Annotated in this window: 23 protein-coding genes; 22 read left to right on the top strand and 1 reads right to left on the bottom strand. The window is 65.1% G+C overall.

All coding sequences use genetic code 11. The features are described 5' to 3' along the window. The 10 genes from ACTHJR_RS03950 to ACTHJR_RS03905 all read left to right on the top strand — a co-directional run. Positions 1-243, top strand: a 243-nt coding sequence (locus ACTHJR_RS03950) for a hypothetical protein (RefSeq protein ID WP_440521820.1), incomplete at its 5' end; no start/stop codon positions are given. 97 nt (positions 244-340) lie between these two features. Next, the gene (locus tag ACTHJR_RS03945; RefSeq protein WP_440521819.1) at positions 341-535 is read left to right on the top strand and encodes a hypothetical protein; all 195 of its coding nucleotides are present in this window, start codon (positions 341-343) and stop codon (positions 533-535) included. A gap of 4 nt (positions 536-539) precedes the next feature. After that, on the top strand, positions 540-1,103 hold the full coding sequence (locus ACTHJR_RS03940; protein ID WP_440521817.1) for a head-tail connector protein: 564 nt from the start codon (positions 540-542) through the stop codon (positions 1,101-1,103). Continuing rightward, the gene (locus ACTHJR_RS03935; RefSeq protein ID WP_440521816.1) at positions 1,097-1,591 is read left to right on the top strand and encodes a hypothetical protein; all 495 of its coding nucleotides are present in this window, start codon (positions 1,097-1,099) and stop codon (positions 1,589-1,591) included. The genes ACTHJR_RS03940 and ACTHJR_RS03935 overlap by 7 nt, the downstream gene beginning before the upstream one ends. Further along, entirely contained in the window at positions 1,588-2,016 is a 429-nt protein-coding gene (locus ACTHJR_RS03930; protein ID WP_440521815.1) for a hypothetical protein, read from the top strand. The genes ACTHJR_RS03935 and ACTHJR_RS03930 overlap by 4 nt, the downstream gene beginning before the upstream one ends. A gap of 19 nt (positions 2,017-2,035) precedes the next feature. Continuing rightward, positions 2,036-2,275, top strand: a complete 240-nt coding sequence (locus tag ACTHJR_RS03925; RefSeq protein WP_440521814.1) for a hypothetical protein — start codon at positions 2,036-2,038, stop codon at positions 2,273-2,275. Positions 2,276-2,342: 67 nt separating this feature from the next. Continuing rightward, positions 2,343-3,110, top strand: a complete 768-nt coding sequence (locus ACTHJR_RS03920) for a hypothetical protein (protein WP_440521812.1) — start codon at positions 2,343-2,345, stop codon at positions 3,108-3,110. Position 3,111: 1 nt separating this feature from the next. Beyond that, entirely contained in the window at positions 3,112-3,486 is a 375-nt protein-coding gene (locus tag ACTHJR_RS03915; protein WP_440521811.1) for a hypothetical protein, read from the top strand. A gap of 53 nt (positions 3,487-3,539) precedes the next feature. Further along, entirely contained in the window at positions 3,540-3,797 is a 258-nt protein-coding gene (locus tag ACTHJR_RS03910; RefSeq protein WP_440521810.1) for a hypothetical protein, read from the top strand. Beyond that, the gene (locus ACTHJR_RS03905; RefSeq protein ID WP_440521809.1) at positions 3,794-6,715 is read left to right on the top strand and encodes a hypothetical protein; all 2,922 of its coding nucleotides are present in this window, start codon (positions 3,794-3,796) and stop codon (positions 6,713-6,715) included. Before ACTHJR_RS03910 ends, ACTHJR_RS03905 begins: the two co-directional genes overlap by 4 nt. On the opposite strand, the gene ACTHJR_RS03900 is transcribed toward ACTHJR_RS03905, so the two are convergent. Next, on the bottom strand, positions 6,712-7,299 hold the full coding sequence (locus ACTHJR_RS03900) for a hypothetical protein (RefSeq protein WP_440521807.1): 588 nt from the start codon (positions 7,297-7,299) through the stop codon (positions 6,712-6,714). The genes ACTHJR_RS03905 and ACTHJR_RS03900 overlap by 4 nt on opposite strands. 92 nt (positions 7,300-7,391) lie before the next feature. Between ACTHJR_RS03900 and ACTHJR_RS03895 the strand changes: the two genes are divergently transcribed. The 12 genes from ACTHJR_RS03895 to ACTHJR_RS03840 all read left to right on the top strand — a co-directional run bounded on the left by ACTHJR_RS03895 (position 7,392) and on the right by ACTHJR_RS03840 (position 20,281). Continuing rightward, on the top strand, positions 7,392-9,026 hold the full coding sequence (locus ACTHJR_RS03895; protein ID WP_440521806.1) for a DUF2460 domain-containing protein: 1,635 nt from the start codon (positions 7,392-7,394) through the stop codon (positions 9,024-9,026). After that, positions 9,023-9,883, top strand: coding sequence for a DUF2163 domain-containing protein (locus tag ACTHJR_RS03890; RefSeq protein WP_440521805.1), 861 nt, complete (start codon positions 9,023-9,025; stop codon positions 9,881-9,883). The genes ACTHJR_RS03895 and ACTHJR_RS03890 overlap by 4 nt, the downstream gene beginning before the upstream one ends. Continuing rightward, positions 9,880-10,308 (top strand): C40 family peptidase, encoded by a 429-nt coding sequence (locus ACTHJR_RS03885; protein WP_440521803.1) that lies wholly within the window; start codon positions 9,880-9,882, stop codon positions 10,306-10,308. Before ACTHJR_RS03890 ends, ACTHJR_RS03885 begins: the two co-directional genes overlap by 4 nt. Then, on the top strand, positions 10,308-13,322 hold the full coding sequence (locus ACTHJR_RS03880; protein ID WP_440521802.1) for a phage tail protein: 3,015 nt from the start codon (positions 10,308-10,310) through the stop codon (positions 13,320-13,322). Before ACTHJR_RS03885 ends, ACTHJR_RS03880 begins: the two co-directional genes overlap by 1 nt. Before the next feature lie 28 nt (positions 13,323-13,350). After that, positions 13,351-14,595: a hypothetical protein gene (locus ACTHJR_RS03875; protein ID WP_440521800.1), complete on the top strand. Its 1,245-nt coding sequence runs from the start codon at positions 13,351-13,353 to the stop codon at positions 14,593-14,595. Between the two features lie 28 nt (positions 14,596-14,623). Beyond that, positions 14,624-14,914 (top strand): hypothetical protein, encoded by a 291-nt coding sequence (locus ACTHJR_RS03870; RefSeq protein WP_440521799.1) that lies wholly within the window; start codon positions 14,624-14,626, stop codon positions 14,912-14,914. Beyond that, positions 14,911-15,147: a hypothetical protein gene (locus ACTHJR_RS03865; protein WP_440521798.1), complete on the top strand. Its 237-nt coding sequence runs from the start codon at positions 14,911-14,913 to the stop codon at positions 15,145-15,147. Before ACTHJR_RS03870 ends, ACTHJR_RS03865 begins: the two co-directional genes overlap by 4 nt. Positions 15,148-15,178: 31 nt before the next feature. Continuing rightward, positions 15,179-15,457 (top strand): DUF7940 domain-containing protein, encoded by a 279-nt coding sequence (locus ACTHJR_RS03860; RefSeq protein ID WP_440521797.1) that lies wholly within the window; start codon positions 15,179-15,181, stop codon positions 15,455-15,457. After that, positions 15,450-15,956, top strand: coding sequence for a lysozyme (locus ACTHJR_RS03855; RefSeq protein WP_440521796.1), 507 nt, complete (start codon positions 15,450-15,452; stop codon positions 15,954-15,956). Before ACTHJR_RS03860 ends, ACTHJR_RS03855 begins: the two co-directional genes overlap by 8 nt. Before the next feature lie 4 nt (positions 15,957-15,960). Continuing rightward, positions 15,961-16,416: a hypothetical protein gene (locus ACTHJR_RS03850; RefSeq protein ID WP_440521795.1), complete on the top strand. Its 456-nt coding sequence runs from the start codon at positions 15,961-15,963 to the stop codon at positions 16,414-16,416. Next, positions 16,349-16,639: a hypothetical protein gene (locus ACTHJR_RS03845; RefSeq protein WP_440521794.1), complete on the top strand. Its 291-nt coding sequence runs from the start codon at positions 16,349-16,351 to the stop codon at positions 16,637-16,639. The genes ACTHJR_RS03850 and ACTHJR_RS03845 overlap by 68 nt, the downstream gene beginning before the upstream one ends. A gap of 270 nt (positions 16,640-16,909) precedes the next feature. Next, entirely contained in the window at positions 16,910-20,281 is a 3,372-nt protein-coding gene (locus tag ACTHJR_RS03840; protein ID WP_440521793.1) for an autotransporter domain-containing protein, read from the top strand. The last annotated feature ends 162 nt before the right edge of the window (positions 20,282-20,443 follow it).

The raw sequence follows: 20,443 nt of genomic DNA, 5'->3' as shown, positions 1-20,443 counted from the left end.
CCGATCCGCCTGCACCCGAACGTGTCGGCGGGGACGATCCTGGGCTGGGCGGGCGATCTGCCGGTCCAATACCAGTCGAGCGAAGTGCCCAATGTCGCGGAGATGAAGGTGCGCCGCGACTATTACCAGATCGACTGGCCGATCACGACGCGCGCCGAGATGTCCGGGGTCTATGTCGAGGAAACGCTGGCGGTCTACGCCCCGTTCGCGATGGGCGTGATCGCCAATATCGCCAACGGCTGACGCCTCTCCCTCCCGGGCGCCACCCCTTGCCCCGGGCTTTCCTGGCCCCGCCGCGACAACCGGCGGGGCCATTTCATTTCCGATCAGGAGATAGCGCATGGCCGACAATCCTTCCCCGCGTCGCGCGCCCAAAGCGGCCGCCGGCGACACCGTGGCGATGCGTCACGAGGACGGCGCCGGATGCAGCTGGGGCGGCCGATCTTTCGCGCCGGATGCGAACGGCATCGTGACGGTACCCGCTATCGCGGCGGCCGAGCTGATCGAGCACGGCTTCGGCTTCGTGGCGGAGTGAGGCGATGGCAGCAGGCGACCTGACCAATTTGCCGGCGGTCAAACGCTGGCTGAACATTTCGAGCGACAATGACGACGCCTTGCTGAGCGATCTGATCGGCCAGGTCTCGGCGTTCGTCGAGAACAGCATCCAGCGCAGCATCCTGACCGCGACGCATGTCGAGACCTATCGCGGTACCGGCGGATCGCGCTTCCTCCTGCGGAACTGGCCGGTCCAGTCGGTGCTCGCGGTCGAATGGGGCGAGACGCGGATCGACAATGCGGTCGACGCGGTCGGCAACGCGTCGGGCGTCGCGACCGACGGACGCAGCTTGATCCTGATCGGGTCGCGGATGCCGTACGACCGGCCGGTACGGGTGACCTATGTCGCCGGCTACGATACGGTGCCGACCGACCTGATGCTGGCGGCGACCGAATTGGTCGGCGAGGCCTATTCGGCACGTACGCATATCGGCGAGACCAGCCATGCGAGCTCGGGTACCACCACCGTCGCCTTCAGCCGCGAGGCGATGCACCAGGCGGTGCTGGCGCGGCTCAACAATTACATGCCGGGAGCGCCATTATGCTGAGCATGACGATCGACGCCGATGGCGTGCTCGCCGGAATGGAGGCGATGCCATCCCAAGTGACCGCCGCCGTCGTGACGCGGATGGCCGAGCTCACCACCGAGCTGCAACGCCATGTCATCGACGACAAGCTGCAAGGACAATTGCTCCACCAGCGCTCCGGCCGGCTGGCGGCGGCGATCGAGCGGAGTCAGCGGATCAACGGCGACATCGTCGAGGGCGAAGTGTTCGTCGCCGGCGATGTGCCCTACGCTGCGATCCTGGAGCATGGCGGCAGCACGCCGCCGCACGAAATCGTGCCCGACAAGGCCAAGGCCCTGGCGTTCGTCGCGGGCGGCAAGCATGTCTTCGCGCGTGTCATCCATCATCCGGGATCGACCTTCCCCGCGCGACCCTATCTGGAAAGCGCGTTGGCCGACCAGGCGGCGGAGATCAGCGCCTCACTGAAATCGGCTGCGCTCGAGGCGGCGGCGAAGGCGGCGGGCCAATGATCCGCAACCAGGTGTTCGACGCGCTGCTCGAGCTGGCCGACGCGGCCTGGGGCGACAACGAGCGCTTCGCCGAACGCTCGCGCCGATTGAAGATGTGGGACAAGGCCCCCGCCCCCGCGCTCTATCAGGTCGAGGGAAGCGAGACCGTCGCGTCGATCGACGGGCAGCGCGACACCCGGACGTTGCGGGCGAGCTGGATCGTCTATCATCGCGGCGGCAAGGATCAGTCGGCAACGCCGGCGGAAACCAGCAATGCGATCCTCGACGCGCTCGAAGCGGCATTTCGCCCGGCCTTGCCGGGAGCACGCCAGACGCTGGGCGGACTGGCCTATCGCGCGTTCATCGACGGCACGATCCACAAGGACAATGGCGACCTGGATGGCCAGGCCATGCTGATCGTTCCCATCACCATCATCCTTCCCTGACACCAACGGAGACCAACGAATGGCACGATCGCAATCCGCGGCCGATCCCGATTTCCCTACGCCGACGGCGGACGGCGATCCGGCGGCGGCCGTCATGACGCCGAAGCCCGTGCGCTTCACCGCACCCGACCATGTCAGCGCCATCATCCTGTCGACCGGGCGCGACATCGCCGTCGTGGACGGCATGCTGACCGTGCCCGACGACCTGAGCGACGACGAACGACGCCAGATCGTTCGGGCGGGGTTCACCGCCGCCTGATCCGCGGCCCGATTTAACGACGAACGCCAAGCCCGCTTTCCGCGGGCTTTTTTATTGGAGAATTGGCATGGCCATGTACAATTTCGGTGCCGGAGTGCTGTGGGGCACGCCGACCTTTGACGCGACGGGAGCGGCGATCGCCAACCCGACCCCGCTGATGCTGGCGGTGACACAGGAAGTCTCGATCGACATCCAAGGCGACATCAAGGAGCTCTATGGTTCCAACCAGTTCCCGGTCGCGGTCGGCCGCGGCAAGATGAAGATCACCGGCAAGGCCAAATACGGCCAGTTCAACGGCTCGGTGCTCAACAGCCTGTTCTTCGGACAGACCGTGACCTCGAGCCTCTACAGCATCGTCAACGACGTGACGGGCGCGACCATCCCGACCACGCCGTTCGCGATCACGCCGAGCATCCCGGGCAGCGGCTCGTTCGCGCAGGACCTGGGCGTGCGCGACGCGGTCGGCAATCCGATGACGCGCGTGTCGGCGACGCCCTCGACCGGACAATATTCGGTCAACACCACGACCGGCGTCTATACCTTCGCCTCGGCGGACACCGGCAAGCTGGTCTTCATCAACTATGGCTACACCGGGACCTCGACGGTCGCGAAGACGTCGGTCGTGCAGAATATCCAGATGGGCCAGGCGCCGACCTTCCGCGCCGACTTCTTCAACCAGCTGGGCGGTAACGGCCTCGCGCTGACCCTGTTCGCCTGCGTGTCGAACAAGCTGGCGCTGCAGACCAAGATCGACGACTTCCTGATCCCGGAGCTCGATTTCTCGGCCTTCGCCGACCAATCGGGCAACGTCCTGAAATGGGGGTCGGCGCAGTAAGATGGCGACCATCCACCTGCTGGGCCGCGATTTCGCGATCGCGCCCTACAAGCTCGGCGAACTGCGCCGGGCCGCGCCCTATATCGACAACATTCAGCGCAAGACCGACGGCACCGGGTCATTGACCGACCTGATGGATTCGGCGGTCGACCTGCTCCACGTCCTGTCGATCGGGCTGGTCAAGATCGATCCCCTGCTGACTCCCGATTATCTGGAAGCGAACGTGTCGATGGACGAGTTCGTCGGGTTGCAGACCGCATTCCTGGACCTGAGCGAGGAATCTGGGCTGAAGCGCACGGGGGAAGCGGAGGCTCCCCCGGCAGCGACGCCGGCGGGAGCCTCGAGCGCGGACTCGCCGAGCTCGTCCACGACCTGATCGCGGCGGGGATCGAAGGCGGGTCGAAGCGCGCGATCGAAACCGACTGGGGATTGTCCGACGTCGAGGCGCAGCGGCGCGTGTGGCGCCGGAGCGGCCCGCCCCTCAACATCGCAGCAGTCGCGATCGCGCGATCGCTGGGCGTCGATTTGATCCAATCCGACAGCGCCACGGAAACGGAAACCAAGGATATCGATCCCGGACAGCCGACCCTGGCCCGACTGGCCGCGGATGTCTCGATGCCGGTCGCGGGCGGAGATACGCAAGCGGCCTCGCGCGCGATCCTGATGAAACTGAAGGAGACGACATGACCGACGCGGTGTTCATCCGGATCGTCGCCGACACGTCCGGCGTGGGCGCCGCGTTGGATGGGATGAGAAGCGACCTGGGCGAGCTGAAGAGCGTCGTTCAGGCGATGGCCGACAATTTCACTCAGGGCTTCGACGGGATCCGCGATGCGGCGGCGCGGGGCGCGCAGGCGATCGACCAATTCAGCGCCAGCCTGCGCGCCGCCAAACCCGAGGAATTCGCCAGCGCTCTCAACAAGGCGACCGAGGCCGCCGTCGATCATGCCAAGGCCTTGCGAGAAACCGCCGAGACATCACGGGAGGGCGAAAGCGGGATCGCCGCATTTGGCGGCGCGCTGGGCAAGGCGTTCGAAATAGGGGAGAAGCTGTTCGAAGCGGGCAAGAAGGTCGCCGACATCGCCGTGGAAATGGGCAAGGCGTCGGAAGAGACGACCCTGTTGGCCGAGCATCTGGGGTTGTCGACCCACCAAGTGCAATTGCTTCAGGCGATGTCGAAAGCCACCGGGGTCGATTTCGGTAAATTGGCGCAGAGCACGGCCACGCTCGGCAAGAATTTCAGCAAGAGCCCCGAGGGGTTCAAGAAGCTGGGCATCGACATCAAGGCCGGGTCGGATCAGATGACGATACTGGCGGCGGTAGCCGACAAGTTCGCCAAGACCGCCGACGGACCGCAAAAGACCACCATGGCGATCAAGCTGATGGGCAAGGCTGGCGCCGAGATGGTGCCGCTATTGAACCAGGGCGGCGCAGCGATCGCCGGCCTGACCCAGAAAGCCGAGGCCTATGGCGCTGCCAATGACGAGGCGATCGATCGCGGCACCAAACTGGGGGAAACGGTCAACGAAGCACAATTGGCCTGGGCGGGCATGGGCAATGTCCTGACCGATGCCCTGGCGCCGGTGCTGACCGAAATCGTCTCGAGCTTCACCAACCTGGTGAAGGCATGTGTCGAAAGCTATAAGTCGGGCGGGATCGTCGCGACGATCTTTCAGGTCATCACCGATGTGGTCGAGGAAGTCGGCACCCAGATCAACGCGCTGGCCGGCGTGTTCGAGGCGCTCTGGGATGCTGTGGTCGACATCGTCAGTGCGCTGGTCCACGACATCATGGACGCGTTCGGGGTCAAGACACCCGACGCGACCAAGATGGCCCAGCTGGGGCTCAATCTGTTCAAGGACGCCTGGAACATCCTGAAGGACAGCGTCGTGCTGGTCATCGAGGTGTTGAAGGGCGCGATCGTCGGCCTGATCGACGTGCTCACCACGATGGGCAAGATCGCCTGGGATGCTTTCACGCTGAATTGGGGTGCGATCGAAGGCGACTGGTCGTCAGGACTGGCGCGAATGAAGTCGCATGCGCTGAGTACGGCGAAGGAGATAAAGCAGACCTACCAGGATCTCGCCAAGACGATCGCCGCCGCCATGAAGGGCGAGGGCCCGCCGCAGGGAAAGACCGGCGGCGTCAAGGGTGTGGCCAAGGGCGACGGCGACGGGGGTGGAGGCGGAACGCGGAAAGGCGGCGGCGGCGCGGCGGCGAACGACGACCTCGTCCAACGGCTCGATAACGAGCTGAAGGTGAAACAGACCAACTGGGCGATGGAACAGGCCGCCCAGGGCAAGGCCGAGGCCTATTCACTGCAATCCGTGGCGGATTATTGGAAAGGCATCCTGAGCCGGGACGATCTGTCCGCCAAGCAGCGGCAGCAGATTCAGGAACGCTATCTGGCGGCGGCACAGCAGCTGGACGAAAAGGCGTTCGGCAAGGTGCTGGACGGCTATGCCGACCGGATCGAGGCGGCGAAGGACAATGCCGCCGCCGTCCTGGAGATCACCAAGCAGGAAGCGGAAGAGGTCGGCAAGCACTACGGCCGAGAGTCCGATCAATATATCGCCGCCAGCAAGAAGGTCCTCGCCGCGCAGAAGGCAGTGAACGAGGAAAAGAAAGCGCTCGCGGCGGAAAGCGACGCCGAAGTGCAACGCGGTCTGCTCAGCCAGATCGACGAGGAAGAAAAGGCCGCCGAGTCCCGCCAGCAACTCGGCCTGACCAGCGAGAACAAGCTGCTGGCGCAGGAGCGCGTCTTCGAGCAGCAACGTTACCAGATCCGTCATGCCGCCCTGGAAAAGGAACAGGCGGACATGGCCAAGGATCCGCTGCACAATCCAATGGCATACCAGAAGCTGCTCAATTCGATCGCCCAGCTCGATCAGCAGCATCAGGCGAAGCTGACCGAGATCGATCGGAAGGCCATCCAGACCCGCACCCAGCTCGAGCGCCAGGCGATCAACCAGGTGGCCTCTGCCTGGGGCAGCGCGATCGGCAAGATGGTCACGCTGCAACAGGGGTTCGGCGCCACCGTCAAGAACATGTGGCAAGCGGTGCAGCAAGCGATCGGCGATGCGATCGGCAAGATCATCGAGGACTGGCTCGCGAAGGAGATCACCGCCTTCGCGATCAAACACGGGCTGATGAGTTCTGAAAATACGGCCGCGATCGAGAGCGAAGCCGCGGTCGCGGGGGCGAGCGGTACCGCCTCCATGGCGGCGGCGCCGTTTCCCATGAATTTGACGGCACCGGAATTCGGCATGGAAATGGCAGCGGCCGCCGGCGCATTCGCCGCCAGGACCAAGGCGGCAGGCGGTTGGTGGAACGTACCCTATGACGGGGCGCTGACCGAGTTGCACAAGAACGAGATGGTCCTTCCGGCCTGGGCCGCGCAGCCGCTACGCTCGATGCTCGGCGGCGGCGCGCCGGCCAGCGCACCGGTCGCCGCGAACGACAGCGGCGGAGGCGGCTATCATTATCACGACCACACAGCGCGTGGGCTGTCGGAGGCGCAGATCATCGCCAACCGTCACGCCTTCGCGAAGGCCATGAAAATGGCGCATCGCGAAGGAAAACTGGGATTCTCGCTACCGGGCTAGAGCGACGGGCGCTTCGCCGCCTGGGCGTCGTCGCCAGCCTTGTTGGCCGCTATAACCGGCGGAGTCAGGACCTTGACCCAACCGTAGTTGAGCTTGTCGCCAGCGCCCTCGAAGGTCACCGTGTAACCACCCTTGGACCATTTGGCATCCAGGACCGAGACGGTCCGGCCAAACGGCCCGACCGCAGCGGAATGGTTGACACCGTCGGCCGGGCCAAACTTCTTCACCAACTCGACCAGCACATAATCCTGGACGTCCACGCCGTCGGTCACAAACTCGATTCCGGCGACCTTTCCATCGATGACATAGGCATAAATCCGGGCATACTTGACCATGAGCGGGGTCGCGTCGTCGGCAAAATCGATCTCGTTGGTCGGCAGATAATGGTCGTTGAGAGTGACCGGCTTGTGGAAGCACGTTCGCGGCTGGGACACGTCGTACCAGTCCGGATGACCCGCCATGGTCTGGCATTCGGGTACGCTGAGCGAGACGCCCAACTGAATACCGAAGACGCTTGGAAGCGGTCCGCTATCTGTCGCCCCGACCAGCATCCACGCCGCCGGCAGCAATAACCACTTCATCATGCGACCCTCTCCCCTTTGAAATTCCACGAATTGCTCCGTCGTGCAGCGAAGCTAACGCCCGCCGCCCACATCTCAAGAGCGACGGTGGGCGGATGTATCGGAAATGGGGCAAAAAGCTCTCCCAAACGCTCGATAAGGAAAATCGCAAACGACGGCCTCCTTTCAGCGAGCAAGTCCTCTGGAGATTGAATTTGACAATTGGATTCGATTTCACATCGGGAGCGATGCCTCCAGGCGCGTCGCTCGCGCGCGGTAGTACGGGCGCACGAACCAACAGCAGTGGCCTTATTGTTTGGGAGGCGAACAACGGCGCACGATTCGACTATGATCCGGTCAGCCACGTAGCGCTGGGCATTCTGATTGAACCTGCTGCCAGCAATAACATTCTGCGATCGGGCGAGTTCGACCTAAGCAATTGGCAGGTGTCGGGAGCGTCGATATTCGGAAATGCCGGTAACGCGCCTACTGGCATCACCAAGGCGGAGCGCCTAGTCGTCAGCACCGCGAACGTGCCACATTACGTAACCCAGATTTCAACGATTACTGGTCCGCTCGTCGACTCTTTCTACGTCAAATCCGTAACTGCACGCTATATCTACGTAACTGCCTTGGGTCGGTCGCCAACTGATGGCGCCACTCAAGCTATTTGGTTCTTCGACCTAGTCGCAGGAATTGTCATCACCGGAGGCGGCGGCCCGGTTCCTGCGATAATTCAGCCGGCGCCCAACAGCTTTTTCCGGATATCGGTGACGTGCAACTCCGCCTCGGCCGCGAGCGAGCTACGCCTAGGGATCAGCAATAACCTGAACCAGCAGACTTTCGTCGGCAACGGTACCGACGACATCCTGATTTGGGGCGCGCAACAGGAATTCGGAACCCAGGCTACCTCGCCTATTGAAACAACCACCACTGCCGCCACCCGCGCCGCCGACATCCTGACGCTGAACTGGGGTCTGCTCGGCGTCGGCGACGGCACGATCACCGTGCGCTACACGTTCGACGACAACAGCACGCAGGATGTGCCGACGACGGTGGCCGGCGGCACGTCGGTCGTGCCCACGAACCTAGCCCGGCCACGGATCAAGTCGGCTGTCGGACTGGGCGTCACCGTGCCCGATACGCTCAACAACCAGGCGATCTTTCCGATCCTGCCGGGCCAGGCGTTTCCGGTCACCAAGTCTTCGGTCTGGTCGACCCAGGTCGCGACCGCGGCGTCGGGTCGCGAGCGGCGGCGCAAGCAATGGTCGTATCCGCGCTGGCGCTTCAAGATCACGCACGACGTATTGCGCGACACCGCGAGCTTTGCCGAACTCCAGCGGCTGTGGGCCTTTTTCAACGACAAGGCCGGGCAATATGACACCTTCTCCTATTTCGACCCGGCGGACAGCCTGATCGTCGATCAGCCATTCGGCACCGGAGACGGCGTCACGACGGCGTTCCAGCTGATGCGCACGGTCAGTGCGGGATCGATGACCTTCACCGAGCCGGTGAGATCGGTCGCGGGATTGCCGGCGATCAAGGTCGGCGGCGTCGCGACCAATGGCTTCACGCTCGATGCGACGGGTCAGGTGACCTTCGCGGCCGCGCCCGCCGCGGGAGCAGCGCTCAGCTGGAGCGGTCAATTCATGTTTCGCGTCCGCTTCGAGCAGGACGAATTGGAGGCCGAGCAAATGATGCAGACCCTGTGGTCGCAAGGCGGGCTGACGCTGGTCACGGTGAAGCAATGAGAGCGGCGTCGCCCGCGCTCATCGCGCTGCTCAATTCGGGCGCCGATTTCCAGATGGCGGATTTGTGGACGATCACCTTGCGCGGCGGGGCAGTCGTGCGGTGGTCGGGCGCGGACGTGCCGATCGTCTCGGGCGGCCAGACCTTTGCGCTGGGGCCGGCGATCGACCGACAGGACATCAGCGAGAAGATCGGCCTGGAGGTGACCACTACCGACATGACGATCGTCGCCGGGCCGGACGACCTGATCAACGGCGTGTCGATCATCCCGTTCATTCGGGGGCATGGGCTCGACGGTGCCAATGTGACGATCGAGCGCGCTTTCCTGACCGACTGGTCGCTGCCGGTGGTGGGGAGCGTCGTGCGCTTTTCCGGCCGCGTGACCGGGATCAACGCGATCACGGGCAACAGCGCGACCGTCACAGTGTCGTCCTGGACCGTGCTGCTCAACGTCAACATGCCGGCCAATCTGTACCAGGTGGCGTGCCTGCACGCGGTCTATGACGCCGGCTGCGCGCTCGATCCTGCAGCGTTCGCGGTGAACGGGAGCGTCACGGGCACCCCGTCGGTCAAGATGTTCGGGTCGAGCCTGAGCCCGGCGGCGAACGACTTCGCACAAGGGCGCGTGGTGTTTACCTCCGGCCCCAATGCCGGGTTGTCGGCGACGGTGGGATCGAACGACGCCGCGGGCAATTTTCAGCTCGTCTCGGCGCTGCCCAACCCGCCGACGGCCGGCGATGGTTTCACGGCCTATCCGGGTTGCGACCTGACGCAGGACCGGTGCAACCGGCGCTTCGCCAACCTGGGCCGGTTCAAGGCGACGCCTTATGTGCCGGTGCCGGAAACGGCGTTCGGATGACCCGCGCCGACGTGGTGCGCGAGGCACTGCGCTGGGAAGGCACTCCTTATCACCATCGCGCGCGCCTGCGCGGCGTCGGGGTCGATTGCGCGATGCTGCCGGCCGCGGTCTATGAGGCGGTAGGGCTGATTCCGCATGTCGCGCCCGACTACAGCCCGCAATGGATGCTGCATCGCGACGAGGAGCAATTCCTGGGCTGGATCACCCGCTACGCCCGCGAGATCGCGCGCGAGCGGCTCGGCCCCGGCGATCTCGCGATCTGGAAATACGGCCGCTGCTATTCGCACGCGGCGATCGTCATCGCGCCGCCCGAAGTGCTCCACGCGGTGATCCGCGGCGGTGGCGTGCTGCGCGGCAATATCGACCGGGACGAGGAATTGCGTTCGCGCCCGGTCAAGTTCTTCACTCTGTTCGAAGGTGACTGATGGGCGGAAAGACGACCTCGACCTCATCGCCCAAGCTCAACGCGATCCAGGTCCAGTCCTCCACACTCGGCCTGCCGATCTCGCTGGGCTGGGGGCGCGGGCGGATGAAATGCAATCTGATGTGGTACGGTGCGTTCAAGGCGATCCCGCATACCACCAAGACCGGCGGCAAGGGCCTGGGCGGCGGATCGAAGAACACGACCTATACCTATACCGCGTCGATCATGATGGGGATCGGCGAGGGCGGCGCCGGCGGCGTCCGCGGGATCCGGACGATCTACAAGGATACCGCGGTACTGACGACGCTGTCGGCGGCGGGGCTGAGCCTGGCGGCGGGCGCGCCGACGCAATCGACCTGGAGCTATCTCACCTCGCTCTATCCGACCCAGCCGAGCCCGGCGATTCCGTATAGCGGCATCGCCTATGTCTATGTCCAGGATTACGATCTGTCGGACAGCGCGACGCTGTCGAACCACAGTTTCGAGATCGACTTCGCGACACAGCTGGCCGGTGCCGCCGGCGGCGATGCCGATCCGAAGGACGTGATCACCGATTTCCTGACCAACGCTTCCTATGGCGTGCCGGGCTGGACTGGCGGCCTGATCGGCGACCTGTCCGATTATTCGCTCTATTGCCGGGCCAACAATCTGCTCCTGTCGCCCGTGCTGGAATCGCAATCGAGCGCGGCCTCGGTCCTGCAGGAATGGCTGACGGCGACCAATTCCGCCGCCTATTGGTCGGAAGGCGTGCTCAAGATCCGCCCCTATGGCGACGCGCCGGCGACGGGGAACGGGGTAAGCTGGGCGCCGAACATGGTCCCGGCCTACGATCTGGACGAGGACGATCTGATCGCGGGCGACGACGGCGCGCCGGTATCGATCGAGATCCTGGACCAGTCGGATGCCTATAACATCGTTCAGTTCGAGTTCCTGGATCGCGCGAACCAATACAATGTCGGTATCGCCACCGCCCAGGATCTCGACAACATCGTCACTTATGGGCCGCGCAAGCAGGATCCGACCACCGTCCATTGCATCTGCGACGCCGCGATCGCGCGCCAAGCGGTGCAGCTCTATGGGCAAAGGGTGCTCTACACGCGCGAGAAATACACGTTCAAGCTGGCGTGGAATTTCGCGTTGCTCGAGCCCACCGACCTGGTCACGCTGAGCACCGCCAGCGACTCGCTACAGCTCGATCGCGTGCTGGTGCGGATCACCGAGATCGCCGAGGATGGCGAAGACCTGCTCACCATCACCGCGGAAGGCATACCGACCGGCGTCGCCTCCGCGCCGCTGTATCCCTCGCACGCCGCCTCCGGATACCGGCCGGATACCGACGTCGCGCCGGGCGACGTCTCGCCCCCCTGGATGTTCATCGCGCCGGCGAACCTGGCGGGGCTCGATCCCGAGATCTGGCTGGCGGTGGCATCGACCTCGCCGAGCTGGGGCGGATGCCAGGTGTGGATCAGCACCGACGGTGTGGATTATTCGATGGTCGGCACGGTCGATGGGCCCGCCCGTTGCGGCGTATTGACGGCGGCGCTGCCCGCCGGAGCCGATCCCGATACGACCAACATCTTGTCCGTCGACCTGTCCGCCAGCTTGGGCCAGCTGACCGGGGTCAGCGCGTCGGACATGGATGCCGGGGCGACCTTGTGCATGGTCGGCGACGAAATCGTGGCCTATCGCGACGCGACGCTCGACCCTGCGGCCCATCATTACGAGCTGTCGCCGCTGCGGCGCGGGCTACGCGGGACGACGGCGGGGGCGCATGCGGCGTCGACGCCGTTCGCGCGGCTCGACGAGGCGATCTTCAAGATCGGTTATGACGCCAGCAACGTGGGCGGCACGGTCTTCGTCAAATTGCCGTCGTTCAACATCTATGGCCGCGGCCTGCAGGACCTGTCCGGCCTGACCGCCTATTCGATCGCCATCACCAGCGCGCCGGGGCGCGCGGCCTATCGCGACATCAAGTTCAGGCGATCCTATTCGCAACCGACCACGCCGAGCGGCGACAATCCCGCCGGCTGGTCCGACGGGATCCCGGCGGGAACCGAGACGATCTGGTCCTCGACCGCGCTCAAGACGGCGGGGGGGACTTTGGTCGGGGTCTGGTCGACGCCGCAAGCGCGGTCGGGACTGACTCCGCGCGGCGACTATAGCAGCGGCGCGACCTATTATCTGAACAACAGCGTCGGGTACGGCGGCGGATCGTACGTCGCGACGCAGGACAATTTCACCGGCCATCCGCCGAGCGGGACGGCGCAGGCCAATGCCTGGTGGGACGTGCTCGCGGCGCCTGGCAATCCGGGCACGCCGGCGACAGCGCCCGGTGCGTTCAGCGCGTCGATCGCGTTGACCGGCGGCTCCGCGATCAACCTGCGCAGTCTCGCCGATGCGGCAGGCTATACCGGCGCTTCGGACGCGACCGTGACCTTCACCGTGCCGACCGGCGTGACGATAAGAGGCCTGTCGAGCGGCATCGGCATCGATACCGGCACCTGGCCGACGTCGAGCTATGCCATCTCGCTGACCCTGGTCGTGCAATCGGGCGCGGCGGTCGAAGGTGGCGGCGGCGATGGCGGCCGGGGCGGCGGCGGCAATGGCGGCGACGGTGGCGACGCCATCTATGTTCGCACACCGATGAGCGGCGGGATCACGATCAACAGCGGCGGCAGCGTCATCGGCGGCGGCGGCGGTGGTGGCGGCGGTCTATCGACCGGAACGGGCGGCAAGATCGGCGGCGGCGGCGGTGGTGGTGGTGCGCCGAATGGCAACGGCGGCGAGCCGGATGCCGGCTGGATCACGGACGGCAATCCCGGCAACAGCGGAACGGATGCCGGCGGCGGGACCGGTGGGACGCCCGGCGGCGGCGCGGGCGGCGGTTATGCCACGGCCGGCACCAACAGCAGCAACGGCGGCGGGGCCGGCGGTGGTGCCGGATTTGCCGTCCGCAAGAACGGCAATGCGGTGGTCGTGACCAATAACGGCACGATGACCGGTACCGCGGGCTGAGCCCCCTTTCCCAATTCCGGAGATTGAGATGAAGCTTCTCGGCATCATGGCCGCGACGCGCGAATTGCGCTGGCCGATCGGATCACCTTTCTATCTGCGCTTGAGAATCGCCGACGCCGACGGCGTTCTCCAGCCGCTCGACGACCGGGAATTCGCCCTGACGATCTATCGGTCGGTCGTCCTGCTGAGCGTGCCGGGGACGGCTGCCAGCGACGACCGCGGCTCGTATTGCGAATTCCACCTGGACGGCTCGGCCAATGCGGCGCTGGCGGATGGTCCGGCGCCGAGCTGGGAGATCGCCGAATTGTTCAGCGACGGCAAGACGCCGCTGTTGACCGGTTCGGTCTATATCGCTCCGGCTGCGCCACCGATCGGCACCGGCGGCCTGCTCGCCGGCGCCTATGACGAACTGACATGGTCGCCAGCGCGCGCTACGATGGTGGTGACCGAGACGGGCGCGCGCGGCGCGCCGGGGCGAGACGCGCCGAGCGGAGACCGCAGCAGCTCCGCGGTCCATCCCGGCTTCTACCCCAATGCGGCTCATCCGGTTGCACGCACTCACGATGCGCAAATCGGGCACAACGACCTCTACGTCGTGCCGGTGGGCCGCAAGGCGGTATATTTCGAAACCTGGATCACCAACCCGACGGCGGTCACGGTCGGCTGGTATCCCGAGGTGAAGACAAGCGACGGCTATGTGAGGCTGGGCCCGGTCGCGGCCGAGAGCAGCGGCGGGATCGGTCACATGTACGGATCGGGCGGGACGCGAACGATGCCCATCGTCCTCAACGCCGGTGAGACCCTATCGATCAACAGCGACACGGCCCATGCGACATTCTGGGCGCATTTGATCGAATTCGACGCCGCTTCGCCGCTCGCACGCGCCGATATCGGCATTGCGGGGGACCTGAGTTGGGTCGTCGGGGACAATATTCTGCCCGTCCCCGTGGCCGAAGGAATGACGGTCGGCTTCGGCGTTCCGGGGTTCGGCGCATCGAACAACCCGCCGCTGGCGGTCACCGGATTGGGTATCGTCAATGGCAGCACCGCCACGGTGATCTACACCGGCCCCTTCGTCGTTCCGGCCGGCGGTGCCCCCAGCGCCATCCCGGGATCGAACAATCAATTCGCCGGCGCCAATACGTTGTCGGGCTGCGGCGGCACGTTTTGCAAATATTTCCCGGGCGGAATGGCGCCGGGCGACAGCCTGGTGATCAATTCCAATTCCAGCGCACCGGGTCAGGTCGCCTGGACCAATTACTGGTTGCTCTGAGCGCAACCCGCTCTTTGGAGTACCGGCAATGTCCCGAGCCCCCAAACCACCGCCCTGGTTGGCGTGGCTACCCGTCGTCACGACGCTCTTCCTGATCGGCGGCTTTCTCCTGTCGACCGGCGGCAAGATCAACGAACTCGCGGATCACGAGCGCCGGTTGACCGCGCTGGAGGACAGGCGCGACGCCGATGCCGACAAGCTCGACAAGATCAACGAGCGCACCGCGCGGATAGAGGCCAAGCTGGAGGTGCTGGTCCCGACCGGCCGCGATCCCGCCAGCAGGGTCGCCGCGACCGGCAAGGTGGAGGTGAGTCGATGATGGAAGATGTCGGCATGATCCTGATCGCGATAGCGATCGCGTTGATGCTGGTGCCACCGATCCACATGGCGATCGTCGCGCCGCCGCGATGGATCGTCGCCGATATCGCGCCGAGCGCATTGATCGAGCAGCCTCCGCCGGCCGCCAAACCCGATCTGTCCCCAAGCCAGGCCGACGCGACAATCGCGCGCGTTCGGTCCGGCGCGCGCTTGCGCTTTCCCGACCCCAGATAGCGGCGTTCGCCGCCAAGACGGAGACGACACCATGCCTCTTTGCACGTGGCGTGACGCGATACGCGCACGCCTGATCGACGACTGGCGCCGATCGTGGCGCTTCTGGTCGATGCGGCTGAGCCTGATCGGCGCGGTTCTCGCTACCGCCGGCGCCGCTTTTCCGGACGCGATGCTGGAGGCATGGAACGCCTTGCCGCCCGACTTGCGCGCGCTCGTCCCGACCCACGCCGCACGGATCATCGCGGCGACCTTGTTCGTCGCCACCATGGCGGCTCGCCTGTACCGACAAGGCGCACGACACGATGGCTGACGGCATCAAGATCGCGGCCGGCGGCGGACTGGCCGCGGCTACCTCGCTGGCGCTCGTGATGGCGGTCGGTGCGCTGATGCACGACGAAGGGCTGCGCATGGTCGACTATAAAGACATCGCGAACGTTCCCACCGCTTGCTACGGCCATACCGGGGCGGATGTGACGATCGGCCGGCGGCGAAGCGCGGCGGAGTGCCAGGTGCTGCTGGGCCGCGACGCGCGCGCACATCTGGACGGCGTTACCGCCTGCGTGCCGGCGCTCGCGGATCGGCCGGAGCAACTCGCCGCGGCGACGCGCCTCAGCTTCAACATCGGTGTCGCCGCTTTCTGCCGATCGACGGTGGCGCGACGCCTCAACGCGAACAACTGGCATGGCGCATGCGACGCATTCCTGGCGTGGAGCAAGGCGCGCGTAGATGGGCGGCTGGTGGTGATCCGTGGCCTTGCCGAGCGTCGCCAGCGCGAACGGGCGATGTGCCTGACCGGATTGCGGGAGTGACGATATGGAGGTTCTGATCAAACTGGCGCTCGGCTGGGCGTGGCCGCGCTGGGCGGCGCGCCTGTTCGGCTGGGTCATGCCCTTGCTGGTCGTCGCGGCACTGAGCGGCGCGGTCGTCGCGCTCATCTACCGACGCGGCGAAACCGCCGGCGGTACCGTCGCTCGAGCGGCGGCGGAAACCGCCCACGTCCAGACCATCACCGAAGCACGCAGCGACGAGCGCCATGCCGCCGCGGTGGCCGACGCAATCAGCCGGCGCGTCGCAGTCGCCGACAATCAGACCACGACGCTCGTCCGATCGAAGATGACGGAGATCCACGATGACCTTGCGACGCCCACACACGCACGTGCCGGCGGTATTGCTCCTCGCTTGTTCGACACTGGCGGGGTGCGTGCGTCCCTCAACGCCCTCGTCGATCGCGCGAACGGAGCGGCCGACGCTGCCGACGCTGAGCGATGAAGCGACGCGGACCGAACGCCTGCCCGCGCTGACCGGGCGCAAATCGGGCGAGCTGATCCTGATCGACAAGGGCGAATATGGCGAGCAACTCGACCTGTTGGCCGAAGCGATCGGCGCGGTGACGCGGCTGAATAACCGGCAGGGCGCTCGAAATTCCTACGACCGCTGCGTGAAAGCGATCTTCGAGACGGGAGCGGTGCCGATCGATTGCAAGAGCGACTAGCGCGGCGGCCGGATATCCCCTTTCCGCCGTTTGCTTGTCAGACGAGACGTCCCTTCGATCGAGCTTTGTGGCTCGTCGGACACAGCTCGGCGACAATCACGCCGACCGGCGAAGCCGGCAGGCCATTATGTTCGAATTGCTGCCCAATTCCGATTGACCGCATCGCGACCTTTGATAGCCCTGCCCCATCGTCCTGCGGGAAACAGGACCAAGAAGGGGATAAATATGTCGCATTGTTTCGCGCGCCGTGGCGCGCGCTTTCGTTTTGCCTTGAACGCTTCCGCCGCATTGGGTTCGCTGATCATCGCGGCGTCGGCGCATGCGCAGACCGCCAACGCAACCGCCACCGGTCCCACCGGCAATTATTATGCGCGACAGGATGCGACCTCGGTCGCACCGCCCGAAACGTCCATCCGTGAACCGGAAGTCGTCATCTCGCAGCCGGGCAATCCCAATTCGTCGACGCCGCCCAACGGTGCGCTCGACGCCAATGACGTCACCGGCATCGGCGAAATGATCATCGATCAGCAGAACGGTTTCATCGGCCTGTGCACCGGCACGCTGATCAACCCGCGCACGGTGATCTTCGCCGCGCATTGCGTGAACGAGAATCCCGACGAGACCGGCTTTCAGGATCCCTGGGGCTATGGCGCCGCCAACGGCGGCCGGCCGATCGCGTTCGGATTCCGTGCCAACAACAATGCCGCGGGCAATTCGGCCTTCGGCAATTGGCTGTTCGGCGGCTACAAGACCGACGTCGCCAACTATCTCTATAACGTCAATCAGGTCGTTTATAACCCGGCCTCGACGCAGCTTGGCGTGAGCAACAACTTCCTGCAAGGCGACGTCGCGATGGCGACGCTCGATACGCCGGCGGCCAACGTCCCGACCTGGGCGATCCTGCTGTCGCAGCTGCCGGCGCCCGGCTCGATCGATGCCAATCAGGGCACCGGCTATCACGTCACGATCACGGGTTATGGCGATTCCGGCACCGGCAATACGGGTGATACCCGGGCGGTCGATTATCGCCGCCGGGTGGCGGAGAATTATATCGGCCTGCTCGGCTCGCTCGATGATGTCGACGGGTTCCTGTTCGGGGTCAACGACGGCTTGCCGCAGAATCTGTACCAGCTCGATTTCGACGATCCGCGGCGCGGCCAGCTCAACGCGAGCATCTACGATTTCAACCTGTTCAAGGACAATGCGCTGCCCAAGGAGGGCATCACCGCGCCGGGCGATTCGGGCGGCCCGCTGATCCTCGACGAGGCCTATTCCGAAAAGCTGGTGATCGGCGTCCTGTCGGGCGGCAGCCGCTATTTCAATGCACAGCGACCGGCGAGCTACGGCACGTCGGCCTTCTACCAGCCGCTGTACCTCTATTGGGATTGGATCGCAGCCAATAACAATTACCATTATGTCGGGTCGAAGGCCGGCGACGCCAACTGGACCGATCCCTCCCATTGGGTCACCAACATCGATCCCAGCTACATGACGATCGAGGGCGGCAACCTCGTCAATGGCATCCCGACGTCGCTCGGCGACGGTGTCAATGGCACCTCGGGGAAGTTCGGCTCGATCTGTATCGAGCAGGGTGGCAACAGCGATTGCTACAATACCACGACGGGCGTCGAGACCTATAACGGCGTCGACTATCAATTCACGCCGGCGGGCGGTCAGCCCGGCATGCTCCCGATTCCCGATCCGACACTCGACAACGGGCTTCCCGGCGCGACCAATTTCGTGCCCAACGACCGCGACCCGGACGCCGCGACGCACACCCGAGCCGCGTATTTCGACGTGACCCTAGGCGCGGCCGGCACCACCACGCTCGATACCAACGTAACGGTCGATCGCCTGTCGGTCGTCGGATCGGGCGCGCGATTGAACATCGCGAACGGAGGGTCACTGACCAGTCTGATCGATGTCACCCAGGCCAACGGCCGGATCACCGTCGACGGCACGATGAACTCGGTCGGCGACTATTTGCTGTTCTCGGGCGCGCTGGACGGCCACGGCCGGATCAACACGCCGTTCATGACCAGCGTGACCGGCATGATCGCACCGGGCACCGCGGGTTCGATCGGCACGCTGACGGTCGGCGGCAACCTGATCCTGTCGTCGGGCAATGTCCTGTTGGTCGATCTCGGCGCCAACGGCACATCGGACAAATTGGCGGTCGTCGCCAATCAGTTCAGCGCGCCGGGCGTCGCGGTCGACGGTCTCGCCTCGGTCGGCGGCACCGTGCTGTTCTCGCCGGTGTCGGGCTATATGATCCGCGCCGGCGACACCTATCAGATCCTGACCGCGCAGAACCAGTTGGCGGGGACGTTCAACACGGTGCCGCTGAGCGCGATCCTGACGCCGACGTTCCTCTATTCGGCCAATGACGTGAAGGTGAAGATCGTCGCCGGCAGCTATGCCGGCGTCGTATCGGCCAATTCGCCGGTGCAGACGGCCTATGCCAAGCTGCTCGATGGCGATCGCGCCGGCAGCTACAACATGCTGGCGGGACTCTATGGGCCGCTCGACCTGCAGAACCAGGCTACGATCCGCTCGACCCTGGAAAGCTGGGCGCCGCGCACCGAGACACTGAAGACCGCGCTCGGCACCGCCGCGACGGACAATATGGCGCGCTTCTATCGCGACCGGCTCGAGATGCTGGGCAACAACGATGTCGGCGGTACCGTCGCGATCATCGGACAGCCGCTCAGCGTCACGGCGAACCTGAACAATGTCGGCCCGATGGGCTCCTATGAGCCCGGCGCCGCCGGCACGCCGCAGGTCACCAACGTGTCGACCGGCAAGGTCCCCGATGACGTCAGCGTGTTCTTCGCCGGGGGGTATTTGAACGGCAACAGCGCGCCGATGGCGACCGCCATTCCCGCCGGCGGCCGCGACACGTTCGACGGCTGGTACGGCGCGGCAGGCATCGAGAAGCAGGTCAGCTCGGCGTTCAAGCTCGGCTTCGCTTTGTCCTACACCAGCGCGCAAGGCACCGCGACGACCGGCGCGACCGCCAAGGGCGATCTCTACCAGGGCACGCTCTACGGTAAGCTCGACCTGTCGCACGGCGCGGGCATGGACGGCGTGTTCTCGGCCGGCTTGTTCGACACGCACATGGTGCGCTCGGCGAGCCTGATCGGCACGCCGTACACGTTGCGGTCGAACGACCAGTCGCTGGCGGTGAGCGGCGAGCTGGGGCTGTCGTGGATGGCCGATCTCAACGGCCTGAAACTGGGGCCGCGCGCAGCCATCCGCTATAGCGACATCGGCTTCTCCGACACCGCCGAGGACGGCGGCCCGATGGCGTTGCGCATCGACCGCAAGGGCGTGCATTCGACCCAGGGCCGGCTCGGCTTGGTCCTGGGCGGGGCCAAGGGCAAGGTGCGGCCGTATCTGACCGGCTATTACGTCCATGACTTCGGCAATCAGCCGGGGTCGTTCGGCGCGAACTTCGTCGGGGGGGTCGGCCCCGCAGCGCAATTCGCGCTGGCCGGCCGCGATAAGGATTGGTGGGAAGTCTCGGGCGGCCTGGGGATCGACATGAAGAATGTCACCCTGTCGGTCGGCGCCGACACGACGATCGATCGGACCGACGTCAAAAACCAGAGCTATCGGGGAACGATCACCTTCCGCTTCTGATCGACCAGTTCTCAATCTCACAGGCCGCCCTCCCCCTCGGGGGAGGGCGGTTTTTTTGTATCTGGCGCAACGCGAGCGTCGTTCTCTCGCTTGCCGTCAACAGGAATCGAAACTCAAGCACTTGGCGACTCGCGGTGAGTCCTAGGGTTTCGAATAGACGGA

Source organism: Sphingomonas sp., from assembly GCF_051962185.1.
Classification (GTDB): Bacteria; Pseudomonadota; Alphaproteobacteria; order Sphingomonadales; family Sphingomonadaceae; genus Sphingomonas.
Note: the sequence above shows the minus strand (reverse complement) of the source record. Positions and strands in the feature narration are given on the sequence as shown.

What these genes read in the sequence shown, in the direction of transcription:
- ACTHJR_RS03945 (WP_440521819.1), top strand. Translation starts at nt 341, where the DNA reads ATGGCCGACAATCCTTCCCCGCGTCGCGCGCCCAAAGCGGCCGCCGGC.
- ACTHJR_RS03940 (WP_440521817.1), top strand. Translation starts at nt 540, where the DNA reads ATGGCAGCAGGCGACCTGACCAATTTGCCGGCGGTCAAACGCTGGCTG.
- ACTHJR_RS03935 (WP_440521816.1), top strand. Translation starts at nt 1,097, where the DNA reads ATGCTGAGCATGACGATCGACGCCGATGGCGTGCTCGCCGGAATGGAG.
- ACTHJR_RS03930 (WP_440521815.1), top strand. Translation starts at nt 1,588, where the DNA reads ATGATCCGCAACCAGGTGTTCGACGCGCTGCTCGAGCTGGCCGACGCG.
- ACTHJR_RS03925 (WP_440521814.1), top strand. Translation starts at nt 2,036, where the DNA reads ATGGCACGATCGCAATCCGCGGCCGATCCCGATTTCCCTACGCCGACG.
- ACTHJR_RS03920 (WP_440521812.1), top strand. Translation starts at nt 2,343, where the DNA reads ATGGCCATGTACAATTTCGGTGCCGGAGTGCTGTGGGGCACGCCGACC.
- ACTHJR_RS03915 (WP_440521811.1), top strand. Translation starts at nt 3,112, where the DNA reads ATGGCGACCATCCACCTGCTGGGCCGCGATTTCGCGATCGCGCCCTAC.
- ACTHJR_RS03905 (WP_440521809.1), top strand. Translation starts at nt 3,794, where the DNA reads ATGACCGACGCGGTGTTCATCCGGATCGTCGCCGACACGTCCGGCGTG.
- ACTHJR_RS03900 (WP_440521807.1), bottom strand. Translation starts at nt 7,299, where the DNA reads ATGATGAAGTGGTTATTGCTGCCGGCGGCGTGGATGCTGGTCGGGGCG.
- ACTHJR_RS03895 (WP_440521806.1), top strand. Translation starts at nt 7,392, where the DNA reads ATGTATCGGAAATGGGGCAAAAAGCTCTCCCAAACGCTCGATAAGGAA.
- ACTHJR_RS03890 (WP_440521805.1), top strand. Translation starts at nt 9,023, where the DNA reads ATGAGAGCGGCGTCGCCCGCGCTCATCGCGCTGCTCAATTCGGGCGCC.
- ACTHJR_RS03885 (WP_440521803.1), top strand. Translation starts at nt 9,880, where the DNA reads ATGACCCGCGCCGACGTGGTGCGCGAGGCACTGCGCTGGGAAGGCACT.
- ACTHJR_RS03880 (WP_440521802.1), top strand. Translation starts at nt 10,308, where the DNA reads ATGGGCGGAAAGACGACCTCGACCTCATCGCCCAAGCTCAACGCGATC.
- ACTHJR_RS03875 (WP_440521800.1), top strand. Translation starts at nt 13,351, where the DNA reads ATGAAGCTTCTCGGCATCATGGCCGCGACGCGCGAATTGCGCTGGCCG.
- ACTHJR_RS03870 (WP_440521799.1), top strand. Translation starts at nt 14,624, where the DNA reads ATGTCCCGAGCCCCCAAACCACCGCCCTGGTTGGCGTGGCTACCCGTC.
- ACTHJR_RS03865 (WP_440521798.1), top strand. Translation starts at nt 14,911, where the DNA reads ATGATGGAAGATGTCGGCATGATCCTGATCGCGATAGCGATCGCGTTG.
- ACTHJR_RS03860 (WP_440521797.1), top strand. Translation starts at nt 15,179, where the DNA reads ATGCCTCTTTGCACGTGGCGTGACGCGATACGCGCACGCCTGATCGAC.
- ACTHJR_RS03855 (WP_440521796.1), top strand. Translation starts at nt 15,450, where the DNA reads ATGGCTGACGGCATCAAGATCGCGGCCGGCGGCGGACTGGCCGCGGCT.
- ACTHJR_RS03850 (WP_440521795.1), top strand. Translation starts at nt 15,961, where the DNA reads ATGGAGGTTCTGATCAAACTGGCGCTCGGCTGGGCGTGGCCGCGCTGG.